The organism is Sorangium sp. So ce302 (genome assembly GCF_051530145.1).
GTDB lineage: Bacteria > Myxococcota_A > Polyangia > Polyangiales > Polyangiaceae > Sorangium > Sorangium cellulosum_B.
In genome coordinates this window covers 8,879,945-8,903,891 of sequence record NZ_CP150326.1, presented here as the reverse complement: position 1 = coordinate 8,903,891, position 23,947 = coordinate 8,879,945, and the positions used below count along the sequence as shown (strand labels likewise).

Below are 23,947 nucleotides of genomic sequence, written 5' to 3'. Positions count from 1 at the left end.
ACTTCAGTAACAGAAATAATCAGTTGAGCGGCCCCACCGCCTCCTCCACCGCGGCGATGAGCGCCCCGCTCTGGATGAGCTCCGCGGCCGCCGCGATGTCGCGGTAGAGGGGGCGGTCCTCGGTGAGCCCGGGGACCACGCGGCGGATGGCGGCGTGGGCGGCGGCGACGCCCGCGCTGGGGCGGAGCGGGAGCCGCTGGTCCACGCCCTGGGCCGCCGTGATGAGCTCGATCGCCAGCGAGCTCCGGACGTTCTCGATCACCTGCGCGAGCTTTCGGGCGCTGATGCTGCCCATGCTCACGTGGTCCTCGCGGCCGGCGCTCGACGGGATCGAGTCGACGCTCGCCGGGTGGCAGAGCACCTTGTTCTCGCTCACCAGCGAGGCGCTCGCCACCTGGGCGATCATGAACCCCGAGTGCAGCCCGCTGTGCGGCGCCAGGAACGGCGTGAGCCCGGTCGAGAGCGCGGGGTTGACCAGCTGCTCGACCCGCCGCTCGCTGATGTTCGCGAGCTCCGCCGCCGCCATCGCGGCGAGATCCAGGGCGAGCGCGACCGGCTGCCCGTGGAAGTTGCCGCCCGAGATCAGCTCGGCGCCGCCATCCGCCCCATCCCCGAGGAACACCGTGGGGTTGTCCGTGACGCTGTTGACCTCGCGGGTCAGCACCTCGGCGGCCCAGGCGACCGCGTCGCGCGTCGCGCCGTGGACCTGGGGCATGCAGCGGAGCGAGTAGGCGTCCTGCACCCTGGGGCAGTCCGCGTGGCTCTGCATGATCTCGCTGCCCCCGAGAAGCGCGCGCAGGTTGCCGGCCGTGCCGGCCTGACCCGGGTGCGGGCGGACGCGCATCAGCCGCTCGTCGAACGGGCGCTTCGAGCCCATCAGCGCCTCGAGGCTCACCGCGCCGGCGATGTCCGCGACCGTGCACAGCGCGGCCGCGTCCCGCAGCGCCAGCGCGCCGAGCGCGGTCATGTACTGGGTCCCGTTGATCAGCGCGAGCCCCTCCTTCGCCGCGAGCTCGATCGGCGCGAGGCCGGCCTTCGCGAGCGCCACCGCGCTCGGCAGGAGCTGCCCCTCGAAGCGCGCCTCCCCCTCGCCGATGAGCGTCAGCGCGAGGTGCGCGAGCGGCGCCAGATCGCCCGACGCGCCGACCGACCCCTGCGCTGGGATGCGCGGGCTCACGCGGCGCTCGAGCAGGGCGGCGAGCAGATCGAGCACCTCCGTGCGCACCCCCGAGTGCCCCAGCGCGATCACCTGCGCGCGCAGGACGATCATGGCGCGCACCTCGGCCTCGCCGAGCTCCGGCCCGACCCCGCAGGCGTGGCTCCGCACGAGGTTGCGCTGGAGCGCCCGGATGTCGTGATCCGCGATGCGCGTCTCCGCGAGCGCGCCGAAGCCGGTGTTGATCCCGTACACCGCCGGCGCAGCGTCGCCCGCCGCCGCGATCGCGTCGATCGCCCGGCGCGAGGCCGCCGCCCGCTCGCGCGCCTCGGCGCAGATCGCCACCGGACGACCGCGCCGCGCGACCTCCTCGAGATCCGCGAGCGAGAGCGCTCGGCCGAGGAGCAACGGACGTGACGGATCTGACGGAGGTGACGAAGGCGGCGAAGAAGGAGAACCAGCGGCGGCGCTCGGCGTGGAAAGGGTCACGAAGGCGCACGCTAGAGCGGCGGATGCCCCGCGAAAAGCCAGCTGCGCGCCGTTGGCGGAAGAATCCAGTGCCCCGCGGGGATCGATCCGCCTATCCTTCGGGCGCGCGTTCCCGGCTGGGCGCTGGTGAGCGGCTGCTTGCTTCCGATGCGCTTCGCCTTTGTCACCCTCGCCCCCCTTGCGTTTGCTGTCGCGCTCGCCTCGCCGAGCGCCGCTCAGCCCGTCGAAGGAGCGAGCACCGAGCAAGCCTCGCCGAGCGGCGCTCAGCCCGCCGAGGGAGCGAGCTCCGGGCAAGGCTCGCCGAGCGGCGCTCAGCCCGCCGAGGGGGAGAGCGCAGGGCGAGGCTCTCCGCCGGTCGCGCCGGCCGCGCCGGCCATCGACGACTTCGAGGAGCGGCTCGTGCTCGACACCGGCCGCAAGCCGCCGCCCCCGCCGGATCCCACCCGGTCGACGTTCTCGCTGCAGGGCGAGTACCAGCTCCGCTACCGCGCCATGAGCGATCTGCCGCTCCGGGCGCCGCCCCTGTCGGCGCCGGGCGCGGCGACGCTCGGGCAGAGCCAGTACATCGCCCACTGGCTGCGCCTCTCGCCGCGCTTCCACTTCAAGGACAAGGCCTCGATCGTGGCGCAGATCGACGTCGTCCGGGGGCTCATCGCCGGGGACACCACGCGCGACGTCGAGCAGGTGCGCGACGCGCGCGCCGCCCTCGCGTGGTACGAGGTGCACCCGCGCACCCTCTACCTGGAGCTGCCGTGGGCGCTCGGCGTCGTCCGGGTGGGCCAGCAGAGCGCGCACTGGGGGATGGGGCTCGTCGTCAACGACGGCGAGCGCGCGAGCGTCTTCGGCGACCACGAGCGCGGATCGCTCATGGAACGCGTCCTCTTCGCGGCCACGCCGATGGGGAAGGGCGGGCCGCTCCACGTGACCGTCGCGGCCGACCTCGTGTTCGAGGACAACGCGGCCGACCTGCTCGGAAACGACGTCGAGGGGCAGGACGAAGGCGAGGGCGATCGCGCCGTCCAGGCGGTCGTGTCCGCGCTCTGGCGAGAGCGGTACGGCGAGATCGGGATCTACGGCGCCATGCGGCGGCAGGCGCGCGAGCGCCGCGCGAAGACGAGCTCGGCCCGGTTCAACGAGGTGCTCACGGCCGGCATCCTCGACGTGGCAGGCAAATTCAACGCGCCGGTGCCGGGGGGCGGCGCCCACATCTACGGCGAGCTCGAGGCCGCGGTGATCCTCGGGTCGGCCTCGTTCGCCCCGAGCGGGCCCCCGCCGCCTTCCGGCCACGGGTTCGGGCGCTCGCCCGTGGTGGTGCGCTCGGTCGGCGGCGCGGCGACGCTCGGCGCGGTGCACGTCGCGGGCCGCGGGGGGCGGCCAGGCGGGCGGTGGGGGCGCGTCGTCACGGAGATCGAGGCCGGCTACGCCTCGGGCGACGACGACCCGACGGACGGCGTCTCGCGGCGCTTCACCTTCGACCCGAGCCACAACGTCGGGCTCCTCCTGTTCGACGAGGTGCTCGCCTGGAAGACCGCGCGCGCCGCCACGATCGCCGAGCGGGAGCTCTTCGCCGCGTCCCCCGAGCCAGGCATCAGGTCGCTGCCGTCCAAGGGAGGCGTGCCCGGCGCCGCCTACGTGAACCCGCGCATCCTCGTGCGGCCGGCGCGCTGGCTCGACCTCAAGGCGGGCGCGGTCATCGCCGAGGCGACCTCGGATCTGGTCGATCCTTACGGCGCCCCGCGGGCGGGCGGCAGCCTGGCCAACTACGACGGCGGCGACAGCCGCCGCCGCGATCTCGGCGTCGAGCTGGACCTCGGCGTCGACGCGCGCATCGCGATGGGCAGGCTCGTCACCCTCCAGTTCGGCACCGAGGCCGGGGTCCTGTTCCCGGGCGGCGCCTTCGACGACGCCGCGGGCGCCGAGCTCCCCGATCAGTACCTGCTCGCGCTCAAGCTGGGCGTGATCCACTGAGCTGGCCAGGGCGCGCCGGGCCCTCGGTCGAGCTCGCGCGGGACACAGCAGACGAGGGCCGCCCAGGGTGCTAGAGGGCGGTTGCGAGGGCCGCCCGCCCGCGCGCAGCAGCGGGCGCCCCTGGCAGACAGCAGGGAGAAACGATGCGCAAACGACTCGCGCTGAGCCACCTTCCGACACCGATCCAGCGCCCGCAGCGGCTCGCCGAGGCGCTCGGCGTCGACCTCTACGTGAAGCGCGACGACATGACGGCGGGCGCGGAGGCCGGCAACAAGATCCGCAAGCTCGAGTACCTGCTCGCCGCCGCGCGGGAGGAGGGCGCAGGCTGCGTGATCACCTGCGGCGGCCTCCAGTCGAACCACGCGCGCGCGACCGCGCTGGTGAGCGCCTCGCTCGGCCTGCGCTCGGTGCTGTTCCTGCGCACGAGCGATCCGTCGGCGGCCGCGCCGCTCGAGGGCAACGTGCTGCTCGACCGGCTCGCCGGCGCGGAGATCCGGCTGATCTCGCCCGAGGCGTACAGGGACCGCGGCGCCCTGATGGCCGAGGCTGCCGCCGAGATCCGCGCGGCGGGCGGCCGGCCGTACGTGATCCCCGAGGGCGGCTCGAACGGCCTCGGCGCGCTCGGCTACGTGCGCGCGATGGAGGAGATCCGGAAGCAGCTCGATCTCGGCCTCGCGGGGGGCAAGCCGTTCGACGTCATCGTGCACGCGTGCGGCTCGGGCGGGACGGCGGCGGGCACGGCGCTCGGCGCGGCCCGCTACGAGGTCGCCGGCGAGGTGCGCTCGATGGCGGTCTGCGAGGACAGGGCGACGTTCGCGCGGATCGTGGTCGGGATCATGGACGACGCGCGCGCGCTCGAGCCGCGCCTCGGCTCGCCCGCCCACCTCGTGATCGACGACTCGGCGAAGGGCCCTGCCTACGGGGTGTCCACGCCGGAGCAGCGAGCGCGGATCCTCCAGGTGGCGCGGCTGTCGGGTCTCGTCCTCGACCCCGTGTACACGGGCAAGGCGTTCTCCGGGCTCTGGGACCTGGCCGAGCGAGGCGAGCTCTCGGGCAAGCGGGTGCTGTTCCTGCACACCGGCGGTCTCCCCGGCCTCCTCGCCCAAGGGGCGACCTTCGCCGACGCCCTCTAGAACAGAGCAGAGCCCTCAGGGCGCGCCGCGCCACCACGCGTCGGCCATCGACGCGTCTTCCAGGGTGTCGATCTCCATGTAGCCGCCGTGGGTGTCGAGCTTGTGGAGGTCGGCGCCGGACTCGATCATGTGCTGGAGCAGATCGATGAGGTAGGCCCGCTGGAACGTGCGGCCCTCGCGGAACTCCGGCCGCTCCGAGAAGGCGTCGCGCGCGGCGTCGAAGGCGGCCAGGAACTGCCCGGCGCCCCGCGCCGAGAGCTTCATCACCCCGATGAACTCCCCGGTCGCGGACTCCGGAGGGATGCGGCGCGAGATCTGAAGGACGCGATCCCCCCCGGCGCCGCCGGCGCGGAGCTTCTCGGCGTCGGTCTCGGGGTGCTGCGAGCGGCCCACGTAGCGGCGCCGCCAGTCCGTGTCGCAGGCGAGCGCGATGTCGTGCGGAGAGCGGACCAGCCCCGCCACGATCTCGGGCCGGTAGACGATGTCGGCGTACGTCGAGACGAAGCCGCCCTCGAGGTGCTCGCGCGCGCAGAGGAGCGAGAGAAGGATGTTGTTCTGCTCCCAGTCGCGGTTTTCGACGTACGTCAGATCCGGGTAGGCGGCCCGGATGACGTCGGCCTTGTAGCCGCAGACGAACACGATATCCGACCGCCGGAAGCCGCCCGCGGCGAGCGCCTCGAGGATGCCGTCGAGCATCGGGCGCCCAAGGATCGGGACCAGCGTCTTCGGCAGCTCTTCGGTCAGGTGACGCAGCCGGCTGCCCCGGCCCGCCCCGATGATCACGGCCTTCACGACACCGCTGTTACCATGAACGGACTCGATCAATCACGGACAATCACAGAGAATCACGGGGAATCCCGCGGACATAGAAGCGACCCGCGGCCGCGCGGACCCGGCGCCCGTTACGGAATCGTGACCGTGAGCTGACCCCCTGCCGCGCGTCACCGGGTTAGGACGCGAACATGGAGATCGCGATCGTCCTCATCGCCCACTCTACGCTCTCGGTCTTTTTCCAGACCTTCTTCCTGCACCGGTACGCCTCGCATCGGATGTTCACGATGTCGAAGCCATGGGAGCGGATTTTCCACTTCCTCACGTACCTCACGCAGGGCTCGTCGTACCTCGTGCCCTGGGTTTACGCGATCTTGCACCGCATGCACCACGCGTACAGCGACACGCCGAAGGATCCTCACTCGCCGCGGTACTACTCGAATGTTGTCCGGATGATGCTGGACACCGCGCACCGCTACGACGCGATCTACGACCGCACGGCCGACGTGGAGCCGCGCTTCCTCGGCGGCTACCCCGAGTGGCCCACGCTCGACCGCATCGGCAACGCGTGGATCGGCCGGCTCGCGTGGGGCACCGGCTACGTGCTCTTCTACGTGGCCTTCGCCTCGCACTGGTGGCAGTTCCTGTTCCTCCCGCTCCACTGGACCATGGGCCCGCTGCACGGGGCGATCGTGAACTGGTGCGGCCACCGCTACGGCTACCGCAACTTCAACAGCGACGACGACTCCCGCAACACGCTGGTCCTCGACTTCGTGACGCTCGGCGAGCTCTTCCAGAACAACCACCACAAGTACGCGATGAGCCCGAACTTCGCGGTGCGATGGTTCGAGATCGACCCCGCGTATCAGGTCATCCGCGTGCTTGCCTGGGTGGGGATCATCCGGATGTCCGACAAGCGCCAGGTCGCCCGGCTGGAGCCCGAGGTCGCGCAGGCCGAAGGGTAGGGATGACTGGCCGCCGGCCGCGCGCGCAGCGCGGCCGGCCGTGAAGCGCGGCGCGCGGAGCCGAGGCCCCGCGCGCAACGGCTCACGCGAACAGCTGCCGGAACGCGCCGGGGACGTCCTTCGGACCGATCTGCTCCTTGCGCTTGTTGAACTCCGGCAGACACGCCTGGTAGGCCGCGTCCACCCGCAGATCGCTCCCGTCCCAGCTCGGACGCCAGATCTCCATCGTCTCGCCCGCGAGATCGATGACGTCCTTGAACTGCCCGCGCTCCTTCAAGATCTGCGTGCTGAGCCCGTACATCAGCAGCCCGCCGGGGATCGCCCCGAGCGCCGTCGTGGCCAGGGCCGGATAGCAGATGCGCGCCGTCTTCGCCCCGAACCGCTCCCGGATCTCCGCCATCGTCTTGCGCTGGAGGATCTTCGCGCCGGCGAGCGGGCCCATCGCGTAGACCGGATCGTCGCTCGGGTAGTCGTAGTCGCAGAAGGACACCACGCTCTCGCCCTTCGCGATGAGCCCCGCCGCGGCGAGCGGCTCGACCCACAAGAGCGACGACGTGCCCATGAACTTGTTGGTCCGCTCGATGTCCGCCTCGTTCGCGACGTCCACCTCGACGAGGCCGAGCTTGCGGATGTTCTCCGGGCGCGAGAAATCAGGGATCTGGAGCACCGGATCGAACGCGACGTCGAGGTCCTTCACCTTCGTCGGCCCGTGCTCCGCGTACCGCTTCATCGCGCCGGCCGCGATGCCGTTCACGAGGTGCACCGCCCGATACCGCTCCTTCAGCGCGGCGACGACCTCGTCGATCACCTGCGGCCTCGTGGCGTCGTTGTTCCAGAAGCGCGCGGTGAGCCCCTCGGCCTCCGCCGCGTCCGAGATCGCCTTCACGTGGTGCGGGCCGATCTGCATCTTCTCGCTGTCGAAGTGCACGGCGAAGACCGCGGCCCGCTCCCCGAAGAGCAGCTGCAGGGCGAGCGCCCGGGTCATGCCGTTCGAGCCGCCCAGGATCAGCACCGCCGTGTCCGGCGCGATGCGCGTGCCCGCCGGGCTGATACGGGCGCGGTGCGCCGCGAGCTGCTCGGTCGCCACGCGCGCGCCGTGCTCGGCCAGCGAGCCCACGAGCGCGCGGCGATCGAGGCCGCCGAGAGGAAGCTTCTTGAAGGTCTCTAGGTCATCCATCACGTCCGGGGTCTTACCGTCTCCAGCGCTCGGCGTCACGACTGGACAGCTGCAGGCCGTCCGAGCGCTCCCTGGGCGGCGCTCGAAGGGAAGCCCCGCCTCCGTCCGAGCCGTGATAGATAGATCGCGTGAAGACGGTTCTTGTCACTGGCGGCAGCGGGTTTATCGGGCGCGGTCTCGTGAAGGATCTGCTCGCGCGGGGTGATCGGGTGACGGTGCTGACGCGCGACGTGGCGCGGACGCAGGCGGCGCTGCCCGGGGCGCGCGTCGTGTCGTGGAGCTCGGACGCCCCGGGGCCGTGGTTCGAGGAGGTCGACGGCGTGGACGCGGTCGTTCACCTCGCGGGCGAGACCATCGTCAAGCGGTGGACCGAGGAGGCGCGGCGGGAGATCCTGAGGAGCCGCGTCGACACGACCCGCCTCATGGGCGAGGCGATCGGCAAGGCCAAGCGCAAGCCGAGCGCGTTCCTCTGCGCGTCCGCCGTGGGCTACTACGGCCCGCAGCCGGGCGACAAGGTGCTCGACGAGGACGCGGCGCCCGGCGAGGGCTTCCTCGCCGACGTCGTCGTCCGCTGGGAAGAGGCGGCCCGCGCCGTCGAGGAGCAGCACGGCGTCCGCTCGGTGCAGCTGCGCATCGGCGTCGTGATCGGCGAGGGCGGCGGCGCGCTCGACAAGATGATCGCCCCCTTCCGGTTCTTCCTGGGCGGGCCCGTCGGCGACGGCAAGCAGGTCATCTCGTGGATCCACCGCGACGACGTCGTGGGGATGACCCTGCTCGCCCTGGACAACGACGCGGTGCGCGGCCCCTTCAACATGACCGCGCCGCACGCGCAGACCGGCGACGAGGTCGCGCAGGCGATCGGCGCGGTGCTCCACCGGCCGTCGTGGCTCCGCGTGCCCGAGGCCGTGGTGAAGCTTGGGATGGGCGACGCGGCCGAGATCGTCACCACCGGGCAGCGCGTCTACCCCAGGCGGGCGGAAGAGCTCGGATACCAGTTCCGCTACGCCCGCATCGTGCCCGCGCTCGAGTCGATCCTCCGCAGCTGAGCGCCCGCGCGCGGGCCGAGCGCTGGCCGCCCTGCGCCCGGGCGCGGCCGCGCTCCGGCCGCCGTCGGAGCGGCGCGCGCTGGCGGGCAGCTGGGCGCCGCGGCACGGCGCCCAGCTGCTGCGCACACGAGACAAGAGCCGCCGGTGGCGCGCTGAGAAGTCGACCTCTGTCGAGCAGCGCACCATCGGGAGCCCGGACGGCGGTTTCCCAGCGCTCCCCCAAGCGCTCCGTCCGCTTCCATGCTTACGTCATCGCGCTCCGAGAATCTCTCGGGATGAGTTGGATTGGCGCGTGCAGGGTATCCCGACTGGATGTCGACGTGCACCCTCCAGAAGCGCCGCGAGAACCAAACTCGTTAGGGGAATCCCTTTGCCGCAGCGCACAATCGCGGGGTTGCTCGTCTGAGGCTCGTCCGAGGTGCGGTTTTTGGTGCGTGTGAGAGAGGGGAGGAGGCAGGCGCAGTCTGCGCTCGCTGCCCGGACAGCGGATCACCCCCGAGCTGCTCCGTTGTGGTTCGTCGTGGGCCTCGGCGCGGCTAGCGGGCGCGCGGTCGTGCAGGCGCGTGGTCGTGCAGGCGCGCTCAGGGGCTGAGGCCACGACTCTGGAGGATCTCTCGCACCACCGCCTGCGCGGAGCCTGTCAGCTCGGAGAGCGAGCCGCGGGCGAGCTCCACGAACTTCATGCCGCGCACGCGCTTGAGCGCCTCGACGGCCACGGCGCGCTCCTCGGCGCCGTCGTGCTGGAGGATGCCGAGGAGCATCTCGCCGGCCTCGAGGGTGTCGATCTTCGCGATCGCCCGCACGGCGCTGGCGCGCACGGCGGCGGCCTGCGACTCGCGGTAGATGCGGGCGAGCGGATCGAAGGCGTGGGCGAAGCGGAGCTCTTCCAGCGCGCGGGCGGCCTCGTGGACCACGGTGGGGTCGGGATCCACGAGCGCGTCGCGGATGGTGATGAACGTGCGCTTGTAGAGGAAGTGGGAGAGCGCGCGGACGACGGCCACCCGGATCTTCGGCTCGGCGCGGCGGAACAGGCGCTCGAGCGGCGAGAGGATCGTGTAGAGCTCGACCGTCGCGAGCTGCTCCGCGAGGCTGATGAGCTGCTGCGCGGGGGTGGCCTCGGGCGTCGCGCCCTCGACGGCGAGCGCGGTGAGCCGGGCGAGCATGGCGCGGCGGCGGGTGACCTCGGACCACTGCGCCGGGTCGAGCACGATGTCGCCGCACGCCTGGGCGGCGCTGCCGGCTTGCTCCCACTCGACGAGGTCGATGTGCCAGACGTCGGGGAAGCCGAGCTCGTGGCGGAGGTGCGCCGGCAGCGGAGCGGCGTCGATCGGCAGGTCCTGCGCGTTCACGTAGCGGCGGCCGGCGCGGGCGTAGTGCTTCTTCCGGGTCTCCTCGAGCGGCAGCTGCGTGAGCGCGCGGTAGACGCCGCCCACCTTGCTGTACTGCCCCGCCTCGCCGAGCGCGATCACGGCGGCGAGCAGCGCGTTCTCGGCGATCTCGGGGGGGGCGGCGCGCTTCTGCGAGACGGCGGACACCTCTTGCCACAGGCGGGCCTGCGCGAGCACGGCGAAGTTGGCGACGGCGGCGAGCCCCTCTTTCCGGGCGTACGCGGCCATCTCGCGGGCGAGCGTGGCGGCGGCGGAGATCTCGCCCTGCTTCTCGGCCGCGGCGACGGCCTCCTCGTAGGACTGGAGCGCGTAGTAGCGCAGGTGGTCCTCGCGCAGGATGCGGATGACGTTCACGTAGCCCTCGAGGACGTGCTCGAAGGCGCGGCTCTCGCGCCCGACGGCGATGAGGACCTGGTAGCAGTCGAAGGCGCGCTCGCGCTGGCCGATGGTCTCGTACCTGTCGGCGGCCTCCTCGAGCAGGTGGACGGAGGCGAAGACGGCCTCGCGCGCCGCCGCGGCGTCGCCCGTGCGGAGCGAGGTGCGGGCGAGGTTGAAGCGGGCGAGGCCGGCGGCGTAGAGGTCGCTGCCCGACGAGGAGAGCAGCTGGGCGAGGCGCGACCAGAGGGCGCGGGCGCGGGCGAAGTCCTGGCCGCGCTCGCGGGCGATGGCGGCCTGCGCGACGAGGCCGGCGGCCTCGTACTCGTCGGCGGCGCGGCCGTAGAGCCGCTTCTGCCGCTCGGGGTCCTGCTCGCGCTCGGCCCAGGCGAGCACGGTGCGCGCGCGGTCGATGGGCGGGACCTTGGCGATGAGCGGGCGCTGGCTCTGCTCGTTGCCGCCGTACCAGGAGACGGTGAGCGCGCTCCGCGCGTCGCCCAGCCGGACCAGCACGTCGCGGAGCTCGTCCGTCATGGCGACGTACTCCTCCTCGCGGGCGATGGTGTGCTGGAGGGCGCTGAAGAGCGCGTCGCGCGCGCGCGTGAGATCGCTCCTGGCCAGCGCGGAGCGGGCCTCGTCGCGGAGCTCGTGCAGGGGGCGGACGCCTTGGGTCATGCCGGGAGCGAGCGTAGTACACCGGCCCTGGCCGAGGGAGCGGCCGGCGCGTGCGCGGGCGACGTCGCCGGCCCGGCCGCCGGCGGCGCGGGGCGCGAGGGCGTGGCGTGTGGGGCGAGGGCTGAGGCATCCCCTCAAATTCTTCGGAAAATTCACAAGGAGACGGGGAGGCGGGGAGGGAAATCTTCAAATTACTCCCTGTCTCCCCGCCTCCTTGTTCAATTTCCCCGCTGAAAAGGGCTGCAAAATGAGGGGATTCCTCAGGGGCGCGGGGATGGAGTAGCCGTCAAATGGTGCATCGCGGGCTCGGCGTGAGGCGGCCCGCGGAAGCGTCAGAACCGGGCTGTCGATGCGGCGGCGGGCTGCTAGAGCGCGGCCGATATGAAGCTGTTTCACCAGACTCTGATGCTCGCCTGCTCCGCCGCGTTCTCCATCTCTTGCGGTGGCGCGGCCGAGCGCGCGCCGTCGCTCGACGAGGTGGGGAGCGCCGAGCTTTCCGCGTCGGCGGCGCCCGGTGCGCAGCGCGCGAGCCAGGCGACGCGCGCGCTGGGCGATCACCGCTTCTGCGGGTGGCTGCACGAGTTCCTTGGAGATCCCGAGTCGACGGAGCTCGGATATGACACCTTCGCGGCCCACGCCGGGGCGTTCGACGCCGTGCACCCGAAGTGGTGGCGCGTCGCCTCGCCGACCACGTTCGAGAACCACCCGCGCGGCCGGGAGGCGCCGTTCGCCGGCTTTCACGACCGGCGCGTCCTCGACCGCACGACGGCCGGCGGCGCGCGGACCCGGCTCATCCCCCTCATCGCCGCCATCGACCGGCCCGATGTCGTCGCGGTGCACGCCATGCTCCACGACCCTGTGCTCCGCGCGAGGCACGTGGAGGGCGTCGTCGCGCTCGTGATGGAGAACGGTTACGACGGGATCGACATCGATTACGAGCACCTCTCGTCCGTCCTCGGGCCGGGCGAGACCGTCCGGGCCGAGCGGGCCGCCTTCTCGGCGTTCATCGACGAGCTCGCGCGCGCCCTCCACGCGCGTGGAAAGGAGCTCTCGCTCGCGGTGCCGGCGGTCGCGTCCGCGAAGGGCGTATTCGACTACGAGGCGCTCAGCGCCTCGGCGGATCACGTGCACGTGATGAGCTACGACTACCACTGGCACGGCGGAGCGCACGTGGGCCCGGTCGCGCCGCTCGGTTGGCTACAGGAGACCGTCTCGTACATCGGGTCGCTCGACGGCGGCGCGCGCCGCGAGAAGTTCATCTTCGGGCTGCCGAACTACGGTCTTCTCGGGCCGGAGGCGCCGGGGAGCGGGGGCGCCGTGGTGGGGTGCGAGCCGCTCAGCAAGTGCCTGGATCTCGCGGGCGAAGGCTACGAGACGAGCACCGAGCACATGAGCCGGTGCCCGGACGACGAGGGCGGGCGGCTCGCGGCGGGGAGATCGCCGAACCGGCTTCTCTCGAGCGGGGAGCGCCTCTTCTTCGAGGACCTCGCGTCGCTCGAGGAGAAGGTCGCCGTTGCCGAGCAGGGCGGGCTCGGCGGGGTGACGTACTGGAGCATCGGCGGCGAGCCGGGCGGGGCGGCGTTCTTCTCGATGATCGAGCGCCACTTCCCGAGGTGATCGCCGCGCCCCGCGGCCGCCTCGGCGCCCTGCTGGGACAGGCGTTCAGACCTCGAGGGAGGTGCCTCGGCGGTGGAGAGGGCAGGGGAGCGCGAGCCGCGCGAGCCAGAGGACGGCCGCCGCGGGCGCGGAGGCGGGGGAGGTGTTCAGCGGCGAGGGCCGCGGCGTGGTAGGGTGCGCGCCGTCACAGCGAGAGGAGAATCCTGTCATGGCACGCACCCCGTCCACGATGCTTGAGCTGGGCACCCCGGCGCCCGACTTCAGGCTGCCCGACTTCACAGGAAAGCAGGTCGCGCTGTCGGATTTCAAAAGGCAGCGGGCGCTCCTCGTGATGTTCATCTGCAATCATTGTCCGTTCGTCAAGCACATCCGCCACGAGCTCGCCCGGCTGAGGCGCGATTATGGTGCTGACGACGTGGCCATCGTGGCCATCAACTCGAACGATATCGTCGCGTATCCAGCGGACAACGCCGAGGCGATGGCGAGGGAGGCGCGCGAGGTCGGCTACACGTTCCCGTACCTCCTCGACGAGGCGCAGCAGGTCGCCAGGGCTTACCGGGCCGCGTGCACGCCGGACTTCTACCTCTTCGGCCCGGATCGCCGGCTGGTCTATCGTGGTCAGCTCGACGACAGCCGCCCTGGCAACGACGTCCCCGTGACGGGCCGTGATCTCCGCGCCGCCATCGACGCGGTGCTCTCCTCGGCGCCCATCTCCCCGGACCAGCGCCCGAGCATCGGTTGCAACATCAAGTGGAAGCCCGGCAATGAGCCGGCGTATCACGGTCGTAGCTCATAACATCTCACCGCCACGCGCCGCGTCGCCCCAGCGCCCGTCGATTCCGCCCCGTAGGCCCGAGAAGGCAGTTTCCGCCGCACGGCGCCTGCGGGATGGGCCGCTCCCCATCTCCCCATCTCCCCATCAATTCCCGTAGGCCCGAGGAGGGAGGTTCTGCCGCACGGCGCCTGGGGGATGGGCCGATGTCTGAGCACGTGGCCTGAGCCTTGCCCAGCGGGCAAGGCTCAGGCCACGTGCGAGTTCGGCGGGGCCCCCAGGCGCCGTGCGGCAGAACCTCCCTCCTCGGGCCGGTCCTGCCGGTCTTGTCGGTCTTTCTCCCCGAGGATCGCCTTGGCCGCGCTAGCCCGAGCCGCCCCGCTCGCCACCGTCGCGTGGTCGACAACCCAGTGCGCATCCAGCAGATCCAGGTAGTCGAGGTCCAGCTCCCCCCCCGACGGCAGCATGAACACCGCCGAGATGTGCGCGTGGCTCTGCACCGCCTGCACCATCTCCCGCGGGATGTAGAGCGCCGCGTGCGTGAAGAGGTGCACCACCGGCGTGCGCGGGTCGTGGTGCCGTGTCAGGTCGAGATCCGTCGCGAGCTCCGCGAACACGCGCGCCGGGTTCCTGCCCCGCTCCCCCTTGAACGACAAGAGGTGCGCCGTCGGCAGCTGCCCGTTCTTCGCCCGGTAGAGCTCGTACAGCCGCGCGTCGAAGAAGCGGAACGCCACGTCCTCGCCCTCCAGCAACAGCCGCTTGCCCGTCGCGATCGCCATCCCCCGGGCGAACGTCTGGCGATCGCCGCGCATCGACGCCGACGCGTCGATGAGCAGGTAGTGGATGCGCCGCTGCTCGTCCCGGCTCTGCTCGCGCGCGAAATACAGCACCTCGTTGTCCGCGATGCGGCGCGCCAGCTCCATGTCGTCCCACGCGAGCTCCGTCAGCACCATGCTGTCGATCGAGCCGCGCGTGCCCAGCCCCGAGTAGCCGTGCGCCGCCGTCGTGCCCGCGGCCGGGCGCGTCTTCGTCTCGAGCACGCTCGGCAGGATCTCCAGCGAGAAATTCACGATGTCGTTCGCCTCCGGCGACGAGAGCGCCGCGAGCAGATCGACCTGGGCGAGCGCCCCGGCCGACGCCTCCGAGCCCAGCATGCCGAACAGGCGCAGCGTCTCGATGTCGAGCGCGTCCGACATCGTGAGCACGTACAGCCGGGAGACGTCGAGCGCCTCCAGCGCCCGCTGCTCGAACTCGCGCCGCGCCGACAGGAACAGCCCGCGGAGCTGCGGCTCGATCCTCTCGAAGAGCGCCGCGTCCGCGGGCAGCATCGCGCGGTAGGCCGGCGGCGTGTGGGTCCGCGCCGCGACCGCGCCGAAGAGGCGCGACAGCACGACCGTGACCAGGTCGTCGCTCATCCGGAGCTGCGCCGCGCATCGCGCGGCCTCGCTCTCGGCGAGCTCCCGGAGCACCGCCCGGTACCCCTCCACGATGCGCTCCGCGTCCCGGAGCCGGCCCGCGAGCTCCCTCGGGTCGCAGCGCGGGCCGAGCTCCAGCTGCTCGCGCGGCGTCGAGAAGAGCAGGCCCGCGTCGTGCACCAGCGCGAAGGGCAGGACCACCCCGAGCCGCTCCAGGCTCTGGTGCCACCGGATCGCGCGCAGCGCGAGCGACGAGCTCAGCGGGCGCACCTGCGAGAACGCCAGCGTGCCGAGCGGGCCGGCGATGGAGGGGTTCGCGAGCTGCGACGTGGGGACCGGCACGGCTACAGGCGCGCGGCGCAGCGGAAGCCGATGCCCGGCGCGCTCGCCGTCGCGAGCTGGTGGTAGCGGAACGCCGGGTTGAGCCAGAGCGCGAAGCCGCCGTTGTAGGCGCCGCCCCGGATCGCCTTGCGATCGCCGGCCGGCGCCCCCTTCGGGTTCACCTGCTCCTCGTCCTTGTAGGTCTCGAACCAGTCCGCGGTCCACTCCCACACGTTGCCGACCACGTCGTCGGCCCCGAACCTCGTCTTGCCGTTCGGGAACGAGCCGACCGGCGACGTGCCGGAGAAGCCGTCGTCGGCCTCGTACATGCGCTCGCTCGGCGTGAGCCCGCGCGCCTTCTCCCACGCCGTGCACTCGGTGCCGCACGCGTTCATGAAGGTCTGGTCGCCGGGCTTGTCGCCCCAGGGGAACCTGCGCCCGTCGGAGCCGCGCGCCGCGTACTCCCACTCCGCCTCGGTCGGCAGGCGCTTGCCGTGGACCTCGCAGTAGGCGTTCGCGAGGCTCCACGGCAAGCAGTTGATCGGGTGCTTCGCGAGCTCGGGCTTGCCGAAGGTGCACTGCTCGGCGAGGGCCGTCAGCGTCTTCTGGTGCGCGGCGGCGGGCGCGCCGCTCGCGTTCGGGAAGTCGGGCGCGGCCGGGGGCCGCTTGCACTCTCCCTTGTCCGAGCACGCCTTGTAGTCGCCCGCGGTCACCTCGTGGACGTCGATGCAGAACGTGTCGATCGTCACCTTGTGCGCGGGCTGCCACAGCTTGAACTCCGGCTCGTCGGAGCCCATGAAGAACTTGCCGCCCGGGACGAGCACCATGCCTGCAGGGCACTCGGTCCGCCGCTCGGGGAGCGCGGCCGCCGCGGCCGTGGCGCTCGCCGTCGGCGCCGCCGCGGTGGCGGACGCGGTGGCGACCGGCGCGCTCCGCGACGCCTCTTCCGCGGGCGGCGCGCCGCGCAGCAGGCTCCAGGTGATCGCGCCGCCGGCTGCGAGCGCGAGCGCGACGCCGCCGAAGAGCAGCGGGCCCTTCGACCTCGGCGCCGCCGCGTCGCTCGCCGCGCTCGAGCCGGCCACGGCGACCGGCTGCGACGTCAGCGCGGGCAGCGGCCCCGGGGCCGTGGAGGGCGCCGCCATCGTCGGCGCGGTCTGCGCCTGCAGCGAGATCCGCGGCGAGGACGGGAGCCGCGGCGCGGACGCGCGGGGCGACGGCGCGCCGGCCGGGGGCGCGAGCGAGCTGCCGCCCGTGGCGAGCGCCCAGGCCGGGTCCTCGGGGAAGACCGCCCGGTGCAGCGCCGACCAGAAGCGCCCCATGGTGGGGAAGCGGTCCGCCGGCGCGACGGCGAGCGCCTTCGCGAAGACCGCCTCGACCTCGTCGCTGACCGTGAGGCCGAGCGTCCGCGGGGTCGGCCGGCGCGACGGATCGCGGCTCGCGACCGCGAGCTGGAGGTAGTCGTCGCCTTGCAGCGCCGGCGCTCCGCCGAGCATCACCTCGATCATGATGAGCGCCATCGCGAAGACGTCGGTCCAGGGCCCGGTCGCGCCGTGGGTGCGGCTGAACTGCTCGGGGGCGCCGTAGCTCGGCGTGAACGCGGTGATGTCCTTGCCCGTGTGGGCGAGCGCCGTCGCGGCCGCCGCGTGATCGGCCATCACCTTGGCGATGCCGAAATCGAGCACCTTCACGAACGTCGAGGCGTCGCGCGGCTGGCCGATGACGAACAGGTTCGCCGGCTTGATGTCGCGGTGCGCGATGTTCCGCGAGTGCACGAGATCGAGCGCGATCGCGGCCGACTCGAGCAGCGCCATCGTCGCGCGCAGGTCGCGCGGCGGCGCGCCCTCGCTCGTCTCGTCGAAGAGGGCCTGATCGAGCGGCCTGCCGTCGAGCCACTCGAGGACCATGTAGGGCAGCCACTGCCCGTCCGGCGCGTTGAACGTGCCGATGTCGCGGGCCTGGACGATCGCGGCCGAGCGGCTGGACAGCTCGGTCATGAGCTTGCCCTCCTGGATGAACGCCTGGAGCAGCTGCTCCCGCTGCTCGGCCGGCGCGCCCCCGAGGAGGGTGAAGCACTTGACGGCGACGGGCTGCTTCCAGATGACGTGCTCGGCCCTGTAGACGACGCTGAAGCCGCCTTCGCCCACGGCGTGATCGATCCTGTACTTGTCGGCGATCAGGCTGCCGGCGATGTTGAGCGGATCGCTGCGGTCCGGGTTCTGGCTCATGAGATCCCTACGCACCGCGGCGGGGCCCCGATCGGAGCGCCTCGTGCGTGCGTCGGGGCCATCTTAGTTGCCTCGCGGTCGGTTGGAACCCTTTCGCGCGATCCGGCGCCCTCGCCGATCCGGAGGCGCTGCCCGCTCCGGGCGTCCGATATGGCGGATATTCCAAGGCCCGTTGGATGGTGAGCGAGCCCGCATTCAGGGATTCTTGTGGGCGCGATCCATCTCTTGACAGAGATCTTCGTCCGTTATATTGGATGACACATTCGGTGGTTCCCTGCTGGCGTCGCTGCTGCCCAGCCGGGTGCTCCTGACGGCGGCCTCTCGCCTGCGCGTCGTGCGTGGCGCGCGGAGCGCAGGTCGGGGAGCGATGGTCCGCCGCCTGCGAGGGCGCGGTGCGCGTTCGCGCCGGCGGCTGGTGCCGGCCGTGCGCGCCGCGCGTCGTGCGCCGTCAGCAGCTGGTTTGATCCGAGGGACAACGCGCTTGAAATCGATCAACGGAAAGAAGTCGCACACGGTCCGCGCGGCAGCGGCGCTCTCGCTCGTCGCCGCCGCGCTCCCCTCCCTGGTGTCCGCTCAGCAGCCCGCGGCGCCGCCCCAGGCCCCGGCGCCGCTTCCGGCCCCCGCGCCGCAGGAGACCGGGGCGGCGGCCGGCGTCGAGCCGCTGAGCCGCCGGGTCGCGGAGCTCGAGCAGCAGCAGCGCGCGCTGATCGAGCGCCTCGAGGCCGAGCGCAAGGCGGCCGCCGAGGAGCGGGCGAGCGCGGCGAAGGACAAGGGCAGCGGCGTCAAGGTGACGGCGGCTCCTGGAAAGGGCTTCACCGTCAAGACGGCGGACGACAGGTTCTCGTCCACGATCCGGGCCCGCGTGCAGCTCCGCGAGACCATCACGCACACGGGAGAGGACGACACGAACGAGATCAACGTGAAGACGGTGCGCCTCACGACGAGCGGCCATGTCCTCTCGCCCGATCTCAAGTACAACGTGCAGCTCGCCTTCGGCGGCAACGACTTCGAGAAGGACAGCCCCTCTCCCATCCTGGACGCCTTCGTCGAGTACACCGGGATCCGCGATCTCAACGTGCGTGTCGGCCAGTTCCTCACCCCGTTCGACCGGGCGCGGACCCTGCGCGAGCCCTCGCTCCAGCAGACCGAGCGCCCGATCGCCGTCCGCGAGTTCAACCTCGATCGCGACGTCGGCCTGATGTTCTCGTCGCCCGATCTCTTCGGCTTCGGAGGCAAGCTGTCGTACAACCTCTTCGTCGGCGGCGGCGAGGGGCGCAATCGCTTCGGCGGTCAGAAGCACGGCCCGCTCGCGGTGGCGCGGCTCGCCGTCCGCCCGTTCGGCGCGTTCGACGACGACCAGGACGGCGACCTCCCTCGCGAGGCGAAGCCCCGGCTCGCGGTGGGCGTCACGGGCGCCTACAACCACCAGACCAACCGCCAGAACAGCACCTTTGGCACGACGCTCACGCTCGGGGCGGCCGACTACCTGCACGGCGCGGCCGATCTCGTCTTCAAATATGCCGGCTTCTCGCTCTCGGCCGAGGCCGTCATGCGCCACGCGAAGCGGGATTCCTTCGAGGGCGAGGTCGATGGCGCGGCCGTGCGGGAGTGGACCCGGTCGGGCTACGGCTACTTCGCCCAGGCGGGCTACCTGCTGACCGACCGGGTCGAGGTCGCCGCGCGCTGGGACCAGATCTTCGCGGAGCGCGGCACCGATCCGAAGCTCGTCGATCTCGTCGACGCGCAGGGCAAGCAGGTCGGCGGCGGGCTCAATGTTTACCTGAACGGATATGCGCTGAAGATCCAGGGCGATTATTTCTACATCTTCGGCAAGGAAGGCTCGGACGCGCGCCACGTCGGCCGGCTCCAGCTGGATGCGTCGTTCTGAAGGAGGAGGGCCGCGCTCGGGGAGCGCGCCCTCCAGATAGATGCGGCTAGGCTAGGGCTTTCTGCGAGCTGGTGGGAGCAAGCATCGAGATCGGCGCGATAGCGGCGCGCCTGTTCGCGGCCCGGCGAAGCGCGCTGCACGGCGGTGAAGTCGTCGGGGACCTCGCACTGCCAGGCCGCTGCGTCAAAGTTCAATAATTGAAATTGCGAACGAGGATGAGCGCCTTCTCATTCCCGTCCATGTCGTCCTCCCAAGCCACCACGAAGCGGCCCTGATCATCCATGGCAGTTACAGGCAACCGTTGCTGGCCGCTCGAGTCGCTGTTGATGGTGAAATCCGCCCGATGCTGCGCGCCGCCGGCGGTGAAGTCGCGCCCCAGGATCTGATACACGCCGTTGTCGTCCTGGTCGTCTTGCCAAGCCACCGCAAACGCACCGTCGCCGCGCATCCCCACGCTAGGCGCAAGCTGTTGACCATCGGCCACGCTGTTCACGGCCATCACCCCGAACCGCTCCGCGCCGGTGATCGTGAACCCGCGTGCATAGATCTGGTAGTAGCCGTTGTCGTCCTGATCGTCCTCCCAGGCCACCACGAAGTTCCCGTTGCTCGCCATGCCGATCGACGGCATGGTGTGCTGCCCCGCCGTGTTCGTATTGACCGCTCTCTGAGCGAAGCGGTTGCCGCCCGTGGCGGTGAAACCTCGATGATAGATCTGGAAGTTGGCGTCGTCGTCCTGGTCGTCTTCCCAAGCGACGACGAAGTCACCATCCGCATCCATGGCGATGGCCGGATTGAACTGCTCACCCGCGGCGACGCTGTTGACGGTGAAGGTCGCGACGCGCTGAACGCCGGCCGCAGTGAAGCCGCGCGCCAAGATCTGATAGTACCCGTTCCCGTCCTGATCGTCTTCCCAGGCGACGACGAAATTGCCGCTTCCGTCGCAGGCCACCGCGGGCCTCGACTGCTGACCGCCCGACACGGTGTTCACCGTAAGATCGTGGAAGCGCTCACTGCCATTGGCATTGAAGCCGCGCGCCACGATCTGATAGGCGCCGTTCCCGTCCTGATCGTCTTCCCACACCACCACGAATCTCCCCGAGTCGTCGATGGCGACGTTCGGGTGCCTCTGTTGGCCTGAATCCACGCTGTTCACGGCGATCTGCGAGAACCGCGCGTTGCCGTCCGGGTCGAAGCCGCGCGCGTAGATCTGACCGACGCCGTTGTCATCGTGGTCATCTTCCCAGACCACCACGAAGTTGCCGTTCGGCGCCGTCGCGATCTTGGGATCGAAGTGCTTGCCCGTCAGCTGCACGTTGGCCATGCGATCCTTGAACAAGATATCGTTGGCTGTGTAAGCGTACGCGGGCAACGCAGCCTGCATGTCGTAGCTGATGGCGTAGTTCTGTTGGTTGTGCTTGGTCGCAGTCGGGCTCTGCGCCTGGTTGTAGTTCAGGTACAGCGTCGCCTGGCAGTCCGCGAAAATCGCGCAGTTGCCGTCCTCGACGCTCAGCGTCTCCACCGTGATCTGATTCTGCGCCGGCTCGAACGTGAGGACGCGCAGCCAGCCGTTGCCCAGCGCATGGCCGTTGCCCAGGACCGGCTCACTCTGAAAGTCGTTCAGGATCTCGTGCACGATGTTGCCGTTGTTGCCGGTGCGGCGGCGATACGACACCCCCTGGATGTGTCCGCTCACGGACATGAACACGTTGCTGTGGCGCTGGATCAGCTCTTCCCAGAGGTCCACGCCGTCGCGTCCCTCGAGGTTGTAGCTGTCGGCGCAGCCGCTCGCGTGCTCAGCGTTGTTGTTCATGTGGCAGTGCGTGGCCACGATGACGCGGCGGTCCGGGTGGTTCGCGATGACCTGATTCGCCCACGTCACGACGTCCTTGCGCGGCGCGAACTCGAGGCTCACCACCATGAACTTGAGCCCGCCGGCCTCGAAGTACGTGTAGTTGTTGATGTTCGATGCGTCGTAAGCACCGCCGTAGAACGGCTCGCCCTCGTAGCGCGGCCGACCGAAGTAATCCGCATACAGCGAGTCGCGCTTGTAGGCTTGGTTGCTCGGGTAGATGTCATGGTTGCCGATCGTCATGCTGTACGGCACGCCGGCGTTGTCCAGCAGCGTGTGCGCGGCGCTCGCCACGTCGTACTCGATCGCGGTGTCGTGGTTGGTGATGTCGCCGAGGTGCACCGCGAACTTGATGCTGCGCGCGGCGCGGTTGTCGACGAGCCACTGCATCTGGTGTTCGTAGACTTCGTACGAGGAGAACTCGCTGTAGTTCTGGGTGTCGGGGATCAACACGACCGAAAAGGCGGCTTGCGCGCTCGCGGAGCGTGTCGCTACACACCACAACGCGAAGGCGGCTACAGTGAGCATCAAACGATAGGTTTTTGTCATGTACGGGTGCTCCCCTGGCCAAGACGGACGAGCCTGGCTCTGTTCGCTGCCGCACTTGTATGCGGTGCAGGTTGCAACTCCGTGCGGCTCCAGTTACCTCTCGTTGCCGCTCGGCATACGCTGCGCGGCGAGGTCTCGTCGTCCACCGTCAAGTCGCGACGCCGTCGCGCTGGTGAAACAGAGACGCCACGGAGCACGGGTAGCCTCCGCCGGGCTCGCCAGTCCGCGAGCCGGATACGCTGCACTCTCGAGAGCCATGACTCGAACCGCCGCCCCTAGAGCCGCCGACCCGACCGCGTTCGAGCGGGCATCGGGCCGCACGGCCAAAGATGCCAAGACCCTCGTCGCTTTGTCGCGGCGCATCGCTTCCGAGCCCTTCGTTCACTTCACGCTGCTCGGGGCGCTCGTGTTCGCCGGACATCTCCTGGTGACCCGCGCGTCCGACGTGCCCACGCTCGACGTGTCGGCGTCCAAGCAGCGAGAGCTCGTCAAGCTGTTCGAGCAACGCCAGGGCAGGGCCCCGAACGACACGGAGCGCGAGCAGCTGATCCGACGCCACGTCGAAGATGAAGCGCTGTTTCGCGAGGGCCTGCGCCTGTCCCTCGTGCACACGGACCCGATGCTGCGTGCGCAGGTCATCGCCCGCGTGCGCGGCATGCTGCAAGCCGAGCTCAGCCAGAAGCCGCCCACGGACCTCGAGCTACAAACCTACCATGAAGCGCATCTCTCGGACTACGCCGTCCCTGAGACCATCAGCTATCGCGAGTACCTGATTCGCAGCGGGCCGGACGCCGACGGCGACGCGCGGCGGCTCTTGTCGTTGTTGGAACGACAAGAGCCGGCCGACGGGCCGGGGCTGCCCATTCCGACCGACTATTCGCAACGCTCCGAAGCTCAGCTGGCCTCGTTGTACGGCCCCGAGCTCGCACACGAGCTCTGGATTCTGCCGAGCGGCAGCTGGCGAGAGCTGCGGTCCAGTCGCGGAGTTCACATCGTGCGCGTCGCTGAGCGCACCGCGGCGTCGGAGCCCTCGTTCGAGACCATCCGCGAGCAGGTGAGCGCGGACTATCGCAAGGATCGGACTGCACGCGCGTTTCAAGCGGAGCTCAGCCGCATCACATCGCAGTGGCGCGTCCAGATCGCGGAGCGGCCATGACGAGCGGGAAGTGGCTGCGTGCGGCGGCGGTGCTGTGGATCACCCTGTGTTCCCTGTGCGCAGGGGCCGCGCACGCCCACACGCTCTCGCTGAGCGTGCTGGCGCTCGACGAGCGCTCCCCGGGCGAGTTCATCGCCAGCTGGGAGCGCACGCAGGGCATCCAGGACGTCAGCGCGGCGTACGACTTGCTCAAGCCCGTGTTCCCTGGGCACTGCCGGTTCGAGGCGCCGCGCCTCGATTGCGGCGCGCGCGGGCTGTCAGGTCGCGTCGGGTTCGACGGCTTGGGCGATCTCTCTACCTCCGGCATGATCAAGATCCGGCGGGTAGATGGCGGTGAACAGATACTGAGCCTGACTGCCGCGCAGCCGCACGTCCGAGTGTCAGAGTCCAGGCTCGATACCAGGGCGTTGCGCGGGGTGTCCAATTTCATCTGGATCGGGATTACGCACATCTGGCTCGGCCTGGATCACTTGCTGTTCGTGGTAGGGCTGCTCTGGCTGCTGGACTCGTGGCGCGTGCTGATCAAGACCGTCACAGCGTTCACGGTCGCGCATAGCTTGACGCTGGGAGCGGCGACCTTCGGGCTGCACGGCCTGCCTGCCGCCCCCGTCGAAGCCGTCATCGCGCTCAGCATCGCATTCGTCGCCGTGGAGATAGCTGGCGAGGCACGCACGAAGCGGCCGAGCTTGACGCGAAAGCGGCCCTGGCTCGTGGCGTTCTCGTTCGGCCTCTTGCACGGCTTTGGTTTCGCCAATGCGCTCGCTGAGCTGCAGCTCACCAACGCGGATCGCCCGATCGCGCTGCTCTGCTTCAACGTCGGCGTGGAGATCGGGCAGCTGGTGTTCATCGCAGGCTTGTTGGCGCTCCGCGGGGCGTTGCGTAGGCTCGGGCGCGCGTCGGGCGTCCGCCTCGCGACCGCCGGTTACTACGCGATGGGCACGCTGGCGATGTACTGGTTCTTTGAGCGGATCGCCGCTTTCGTACCCGACGTCTGACCGTCTAGCTGCCAGGC

General features: G+C 70.6%; 16 protein-coding genes. 9 read left to right on the top strand and 7 right to left on the bottom strand.

The annotated features are described in order from the left end of the window. Positions 1-19: 19 nt before the first annotated feature. Entirely contained in the window at positions 20-1,564 is a 1,545-nt protein-coding gene (hutH, locus tag WME73_RS33705) for a histidine ammonia-lyase (protein WP_437912182.1), read from the bottom strand. Between the two features lie 228 nt (positions 1,565-1,792). Here hutH and WME73_RS33700 point away from each other — a divergent pair, with 228 nt between their 5' ends. Both WME73_RS33700 and WME73_RS33695 read left to right on the top strand, forming a co-directional pair. Beyond that, entirely contained in the window at positions 1,793-3,613 is a 1,821-nt protein-coding gene (locus WME73_RS33700) for a hypothetical protein (protein ID WP_437912180.1), read from the top strand. A gap of 143 nt (positions 3,614-3,756) precedes the next feature. Beyond that, positions 3,757-4,746, top strand: a complete 990-nt coding sequence (locus WME73_RS33695) for a D-cysteine desulfhydrase family protein (protein WP_012238709.1) — start codon at positions 3,757-3,759, stop codon at positions 4,744-4,746. Positions 4,747-4,761: 15 nt separating this feature from the next. Here the strand turns inward: WME73_RS33695 and WME73_RS33690 are convergent, their stop codons facing one another. Continuing rightward, positions 4,762-5,538 (bottom strand): NTP transferase domain-containing protein, encoded by a 777-nt coding sequence (locus tag WME73_RS33690; RefSeq protein ID WP_437851471.1) that lies wholly within the window; start codon positions 5,536-5,538, stop codon positions 4,762-4,764. A gap of 170 nt (positions 5,539-5,708) precedes the next feature. On the opposite strand from WME73_RS33690, the gene WME73_RS33685 reads away from it, so the two are divergent. Further along, positions 5,709-6,482, top strand: coding sequence for an acyl-CoA desaturase (locus WME73_RS33685; RefSeq protein ID WP_437740447.1), 774 nt, complete (start codon positions 5,709-5,711; stop codon positions 6,480-6,482). Between the two features lie 82 nt (positions 6,483-6,564). Here WME73_RS33685 and WME73_RS33680 read toward each other — a convergent pair whose 3' ends face one another. Then, positions 6,565-7,659 carry a hypothetical protein gene (locus WME73_RS33680; RefSeq protein WP_437912179.1) on the bottom strand — a complete coding sequence of 365 codons (1,095 nt, stop codon included), beginning with the start codon at positions 7,657-7,659 and terminating at the stop codon, positions 6,565-6,567. A gap of 128 nt (positions 7,660-7,787) precedes the next feature. On the opposite strand from WME73_RS33680, the gene WME73_RS33675 reads away from it, so the two are divergent. After that, positions 7,788-8,705 carry a TIGR01777 family oxidoreductase gene (locus WME73_RS33675; RefSeq protein WP_437740445.1) on the top strand — a complete coding sequence of 306 codons (918 nt, stop codon included), beginning with the start codon at positions 7,788-7,790 and terminating at the stop codon, positions 8,703-8,705. 581 nt (positions 8,706-9,286) lie between these two features. Here WME73_RS33675 and WME73_RS33670 read toward each other — a convergent pair. Next, on the bottom strand, positions 9,287-11,143 hold the full coding sequence (locus tag WME73_RS33670) for a HEAT repeat domain-containing protein (RefSeq protein ID WP_437740444.1): 1,857 nt from the start codon (positions 11,141-11,143) through the stop codon (positions 9,287-9,289). Between the two features lie 381 nt (positions 11,144-11,524). On the opposite strand from WME73_RS33670, the gene WME73_RS33665 reads away from it, so the two are divergent. Both WME73_RS33665 and WME73_RS33660 read left to right on the top strand, forming a co-directional pair. Continuing rightward, positions 11,525-12,760 (top strand): glycosyl hydrolase family 18 protein, encoded by a 1,236-nt coding sequence (locus WME73_RS33665; RefSeq protein ID WP_437912177.1) that lies wholly within the window; start codon positions 11,525-11,527, stop codon positions 12,758-12,760. 208 nt (positions 12,761-12,968) lie between these two features. Beyond that, positions 12,969-13,556, top strand: coding sequence for a thioredoxin family protein (locus WME73_RS33660; RefSeq protein ID WP_437851461.1), 588 nt, complete (start codon positions 12,969-12,971; stop codon positions 13,554-13,556). Between the two features lie 224 nt (positions 13,557-13,780). On the opposite strand, the gene WME73_RS33655 is transcribed toward WME73_RS33660, so the two are convergent. Both WME73_RS33655 and WME73_RS33650 read right to left on the bottom strand, forming a co-directional pair. After that, positions 13,781-15,289: a hypothetical protein gene (locus WME73_RS33655; protein ID WP_437740441.1), complete on the bottom strand. Its 1,509-nt coding sequence runs from the start codon at positions 15,287-15,289 to the stop codon at positions 13,781-13,783. Positions 15,290-15,291: 2 nt separating this feature from the next. Next, the gene (locus WME73_RS33650; RefSeq protein ID WP_437740440.1) at positions 15,292-17,493 is read right to left on the bottom strand and encodes an SUMF1/EgtB/PvdO family nonheme iron enzyme; all 2,202 of its coding nucleotides are present in this window, start codon (positions 17,491-17,493) and stop codon (positions 15,292-15,294) included. A gap of 481 nt (positions 17,494-17,974) precedes the next feature. On the opposite strand from WME73_RS33650, the gene WME73_RS33645 reads away from it, so the two are divergent. After that, positions 17,975-19,381: a porin gene (locus WME73_RS33645; RefSeq protein WP_437912175.1), complete on the top strand. Its 1,407-nt coding sequence runs from the start codon at positions 17,975-17,977 to the stop codon at positions 19,379-19,381. A gap of 190 nt (positions 19,382-19,571) precedes the next feature. Here the strand turns inward: WME73_RS33645 and WME73_RS33640 are convergent, their stop codons facing one another. Continuing rightward, the gene (locus tag WME73_RS33640) at positions 19,572-21,779 is read right to left on the bottom strand and encodes a metallophosphoesterase (protein ID WP_437912174.1); all 2,208 of its coding nucleotides are present in this window, start codon (positions 21,777-21,779) and stop codon (positions 19,572-19,574) included. A gap of 256 nt (positions 21,780-22,035) precedes the next feature. Between WME73_RS33640 and WME73_RS33635 the strand changes: the two genes are divergently transcribed. Continuing rightward, positions 22,036-22,935 (top strand): peptidyl-prolyl cis-trans isomerase, encoded by a 900-nt coding sequence (locus WME73_RS33635; protein WP_437912172.1) that lies wholly within the window; start codon positions 22,036-22,038, stop codon positions 22,933-22,935. Beyond that, positions 22,932-23,930 (top strand): HupE/UreJ family protein, encoded by a 999-nt coding sequence (locus tag WME73_RS33630; RefSeq protein ID WP_437912171.1) that lies wholly within the window; start codon positions 22,932-22,934, stop codon positions 23,928-23,930. The genes WME73_RS33635 and WME73_RS33630 overlap by 4 nt, the downstream gene beginning before the upstream one ends. Positions 23,931-23,947: the final 17 nt, after the last annotated feature.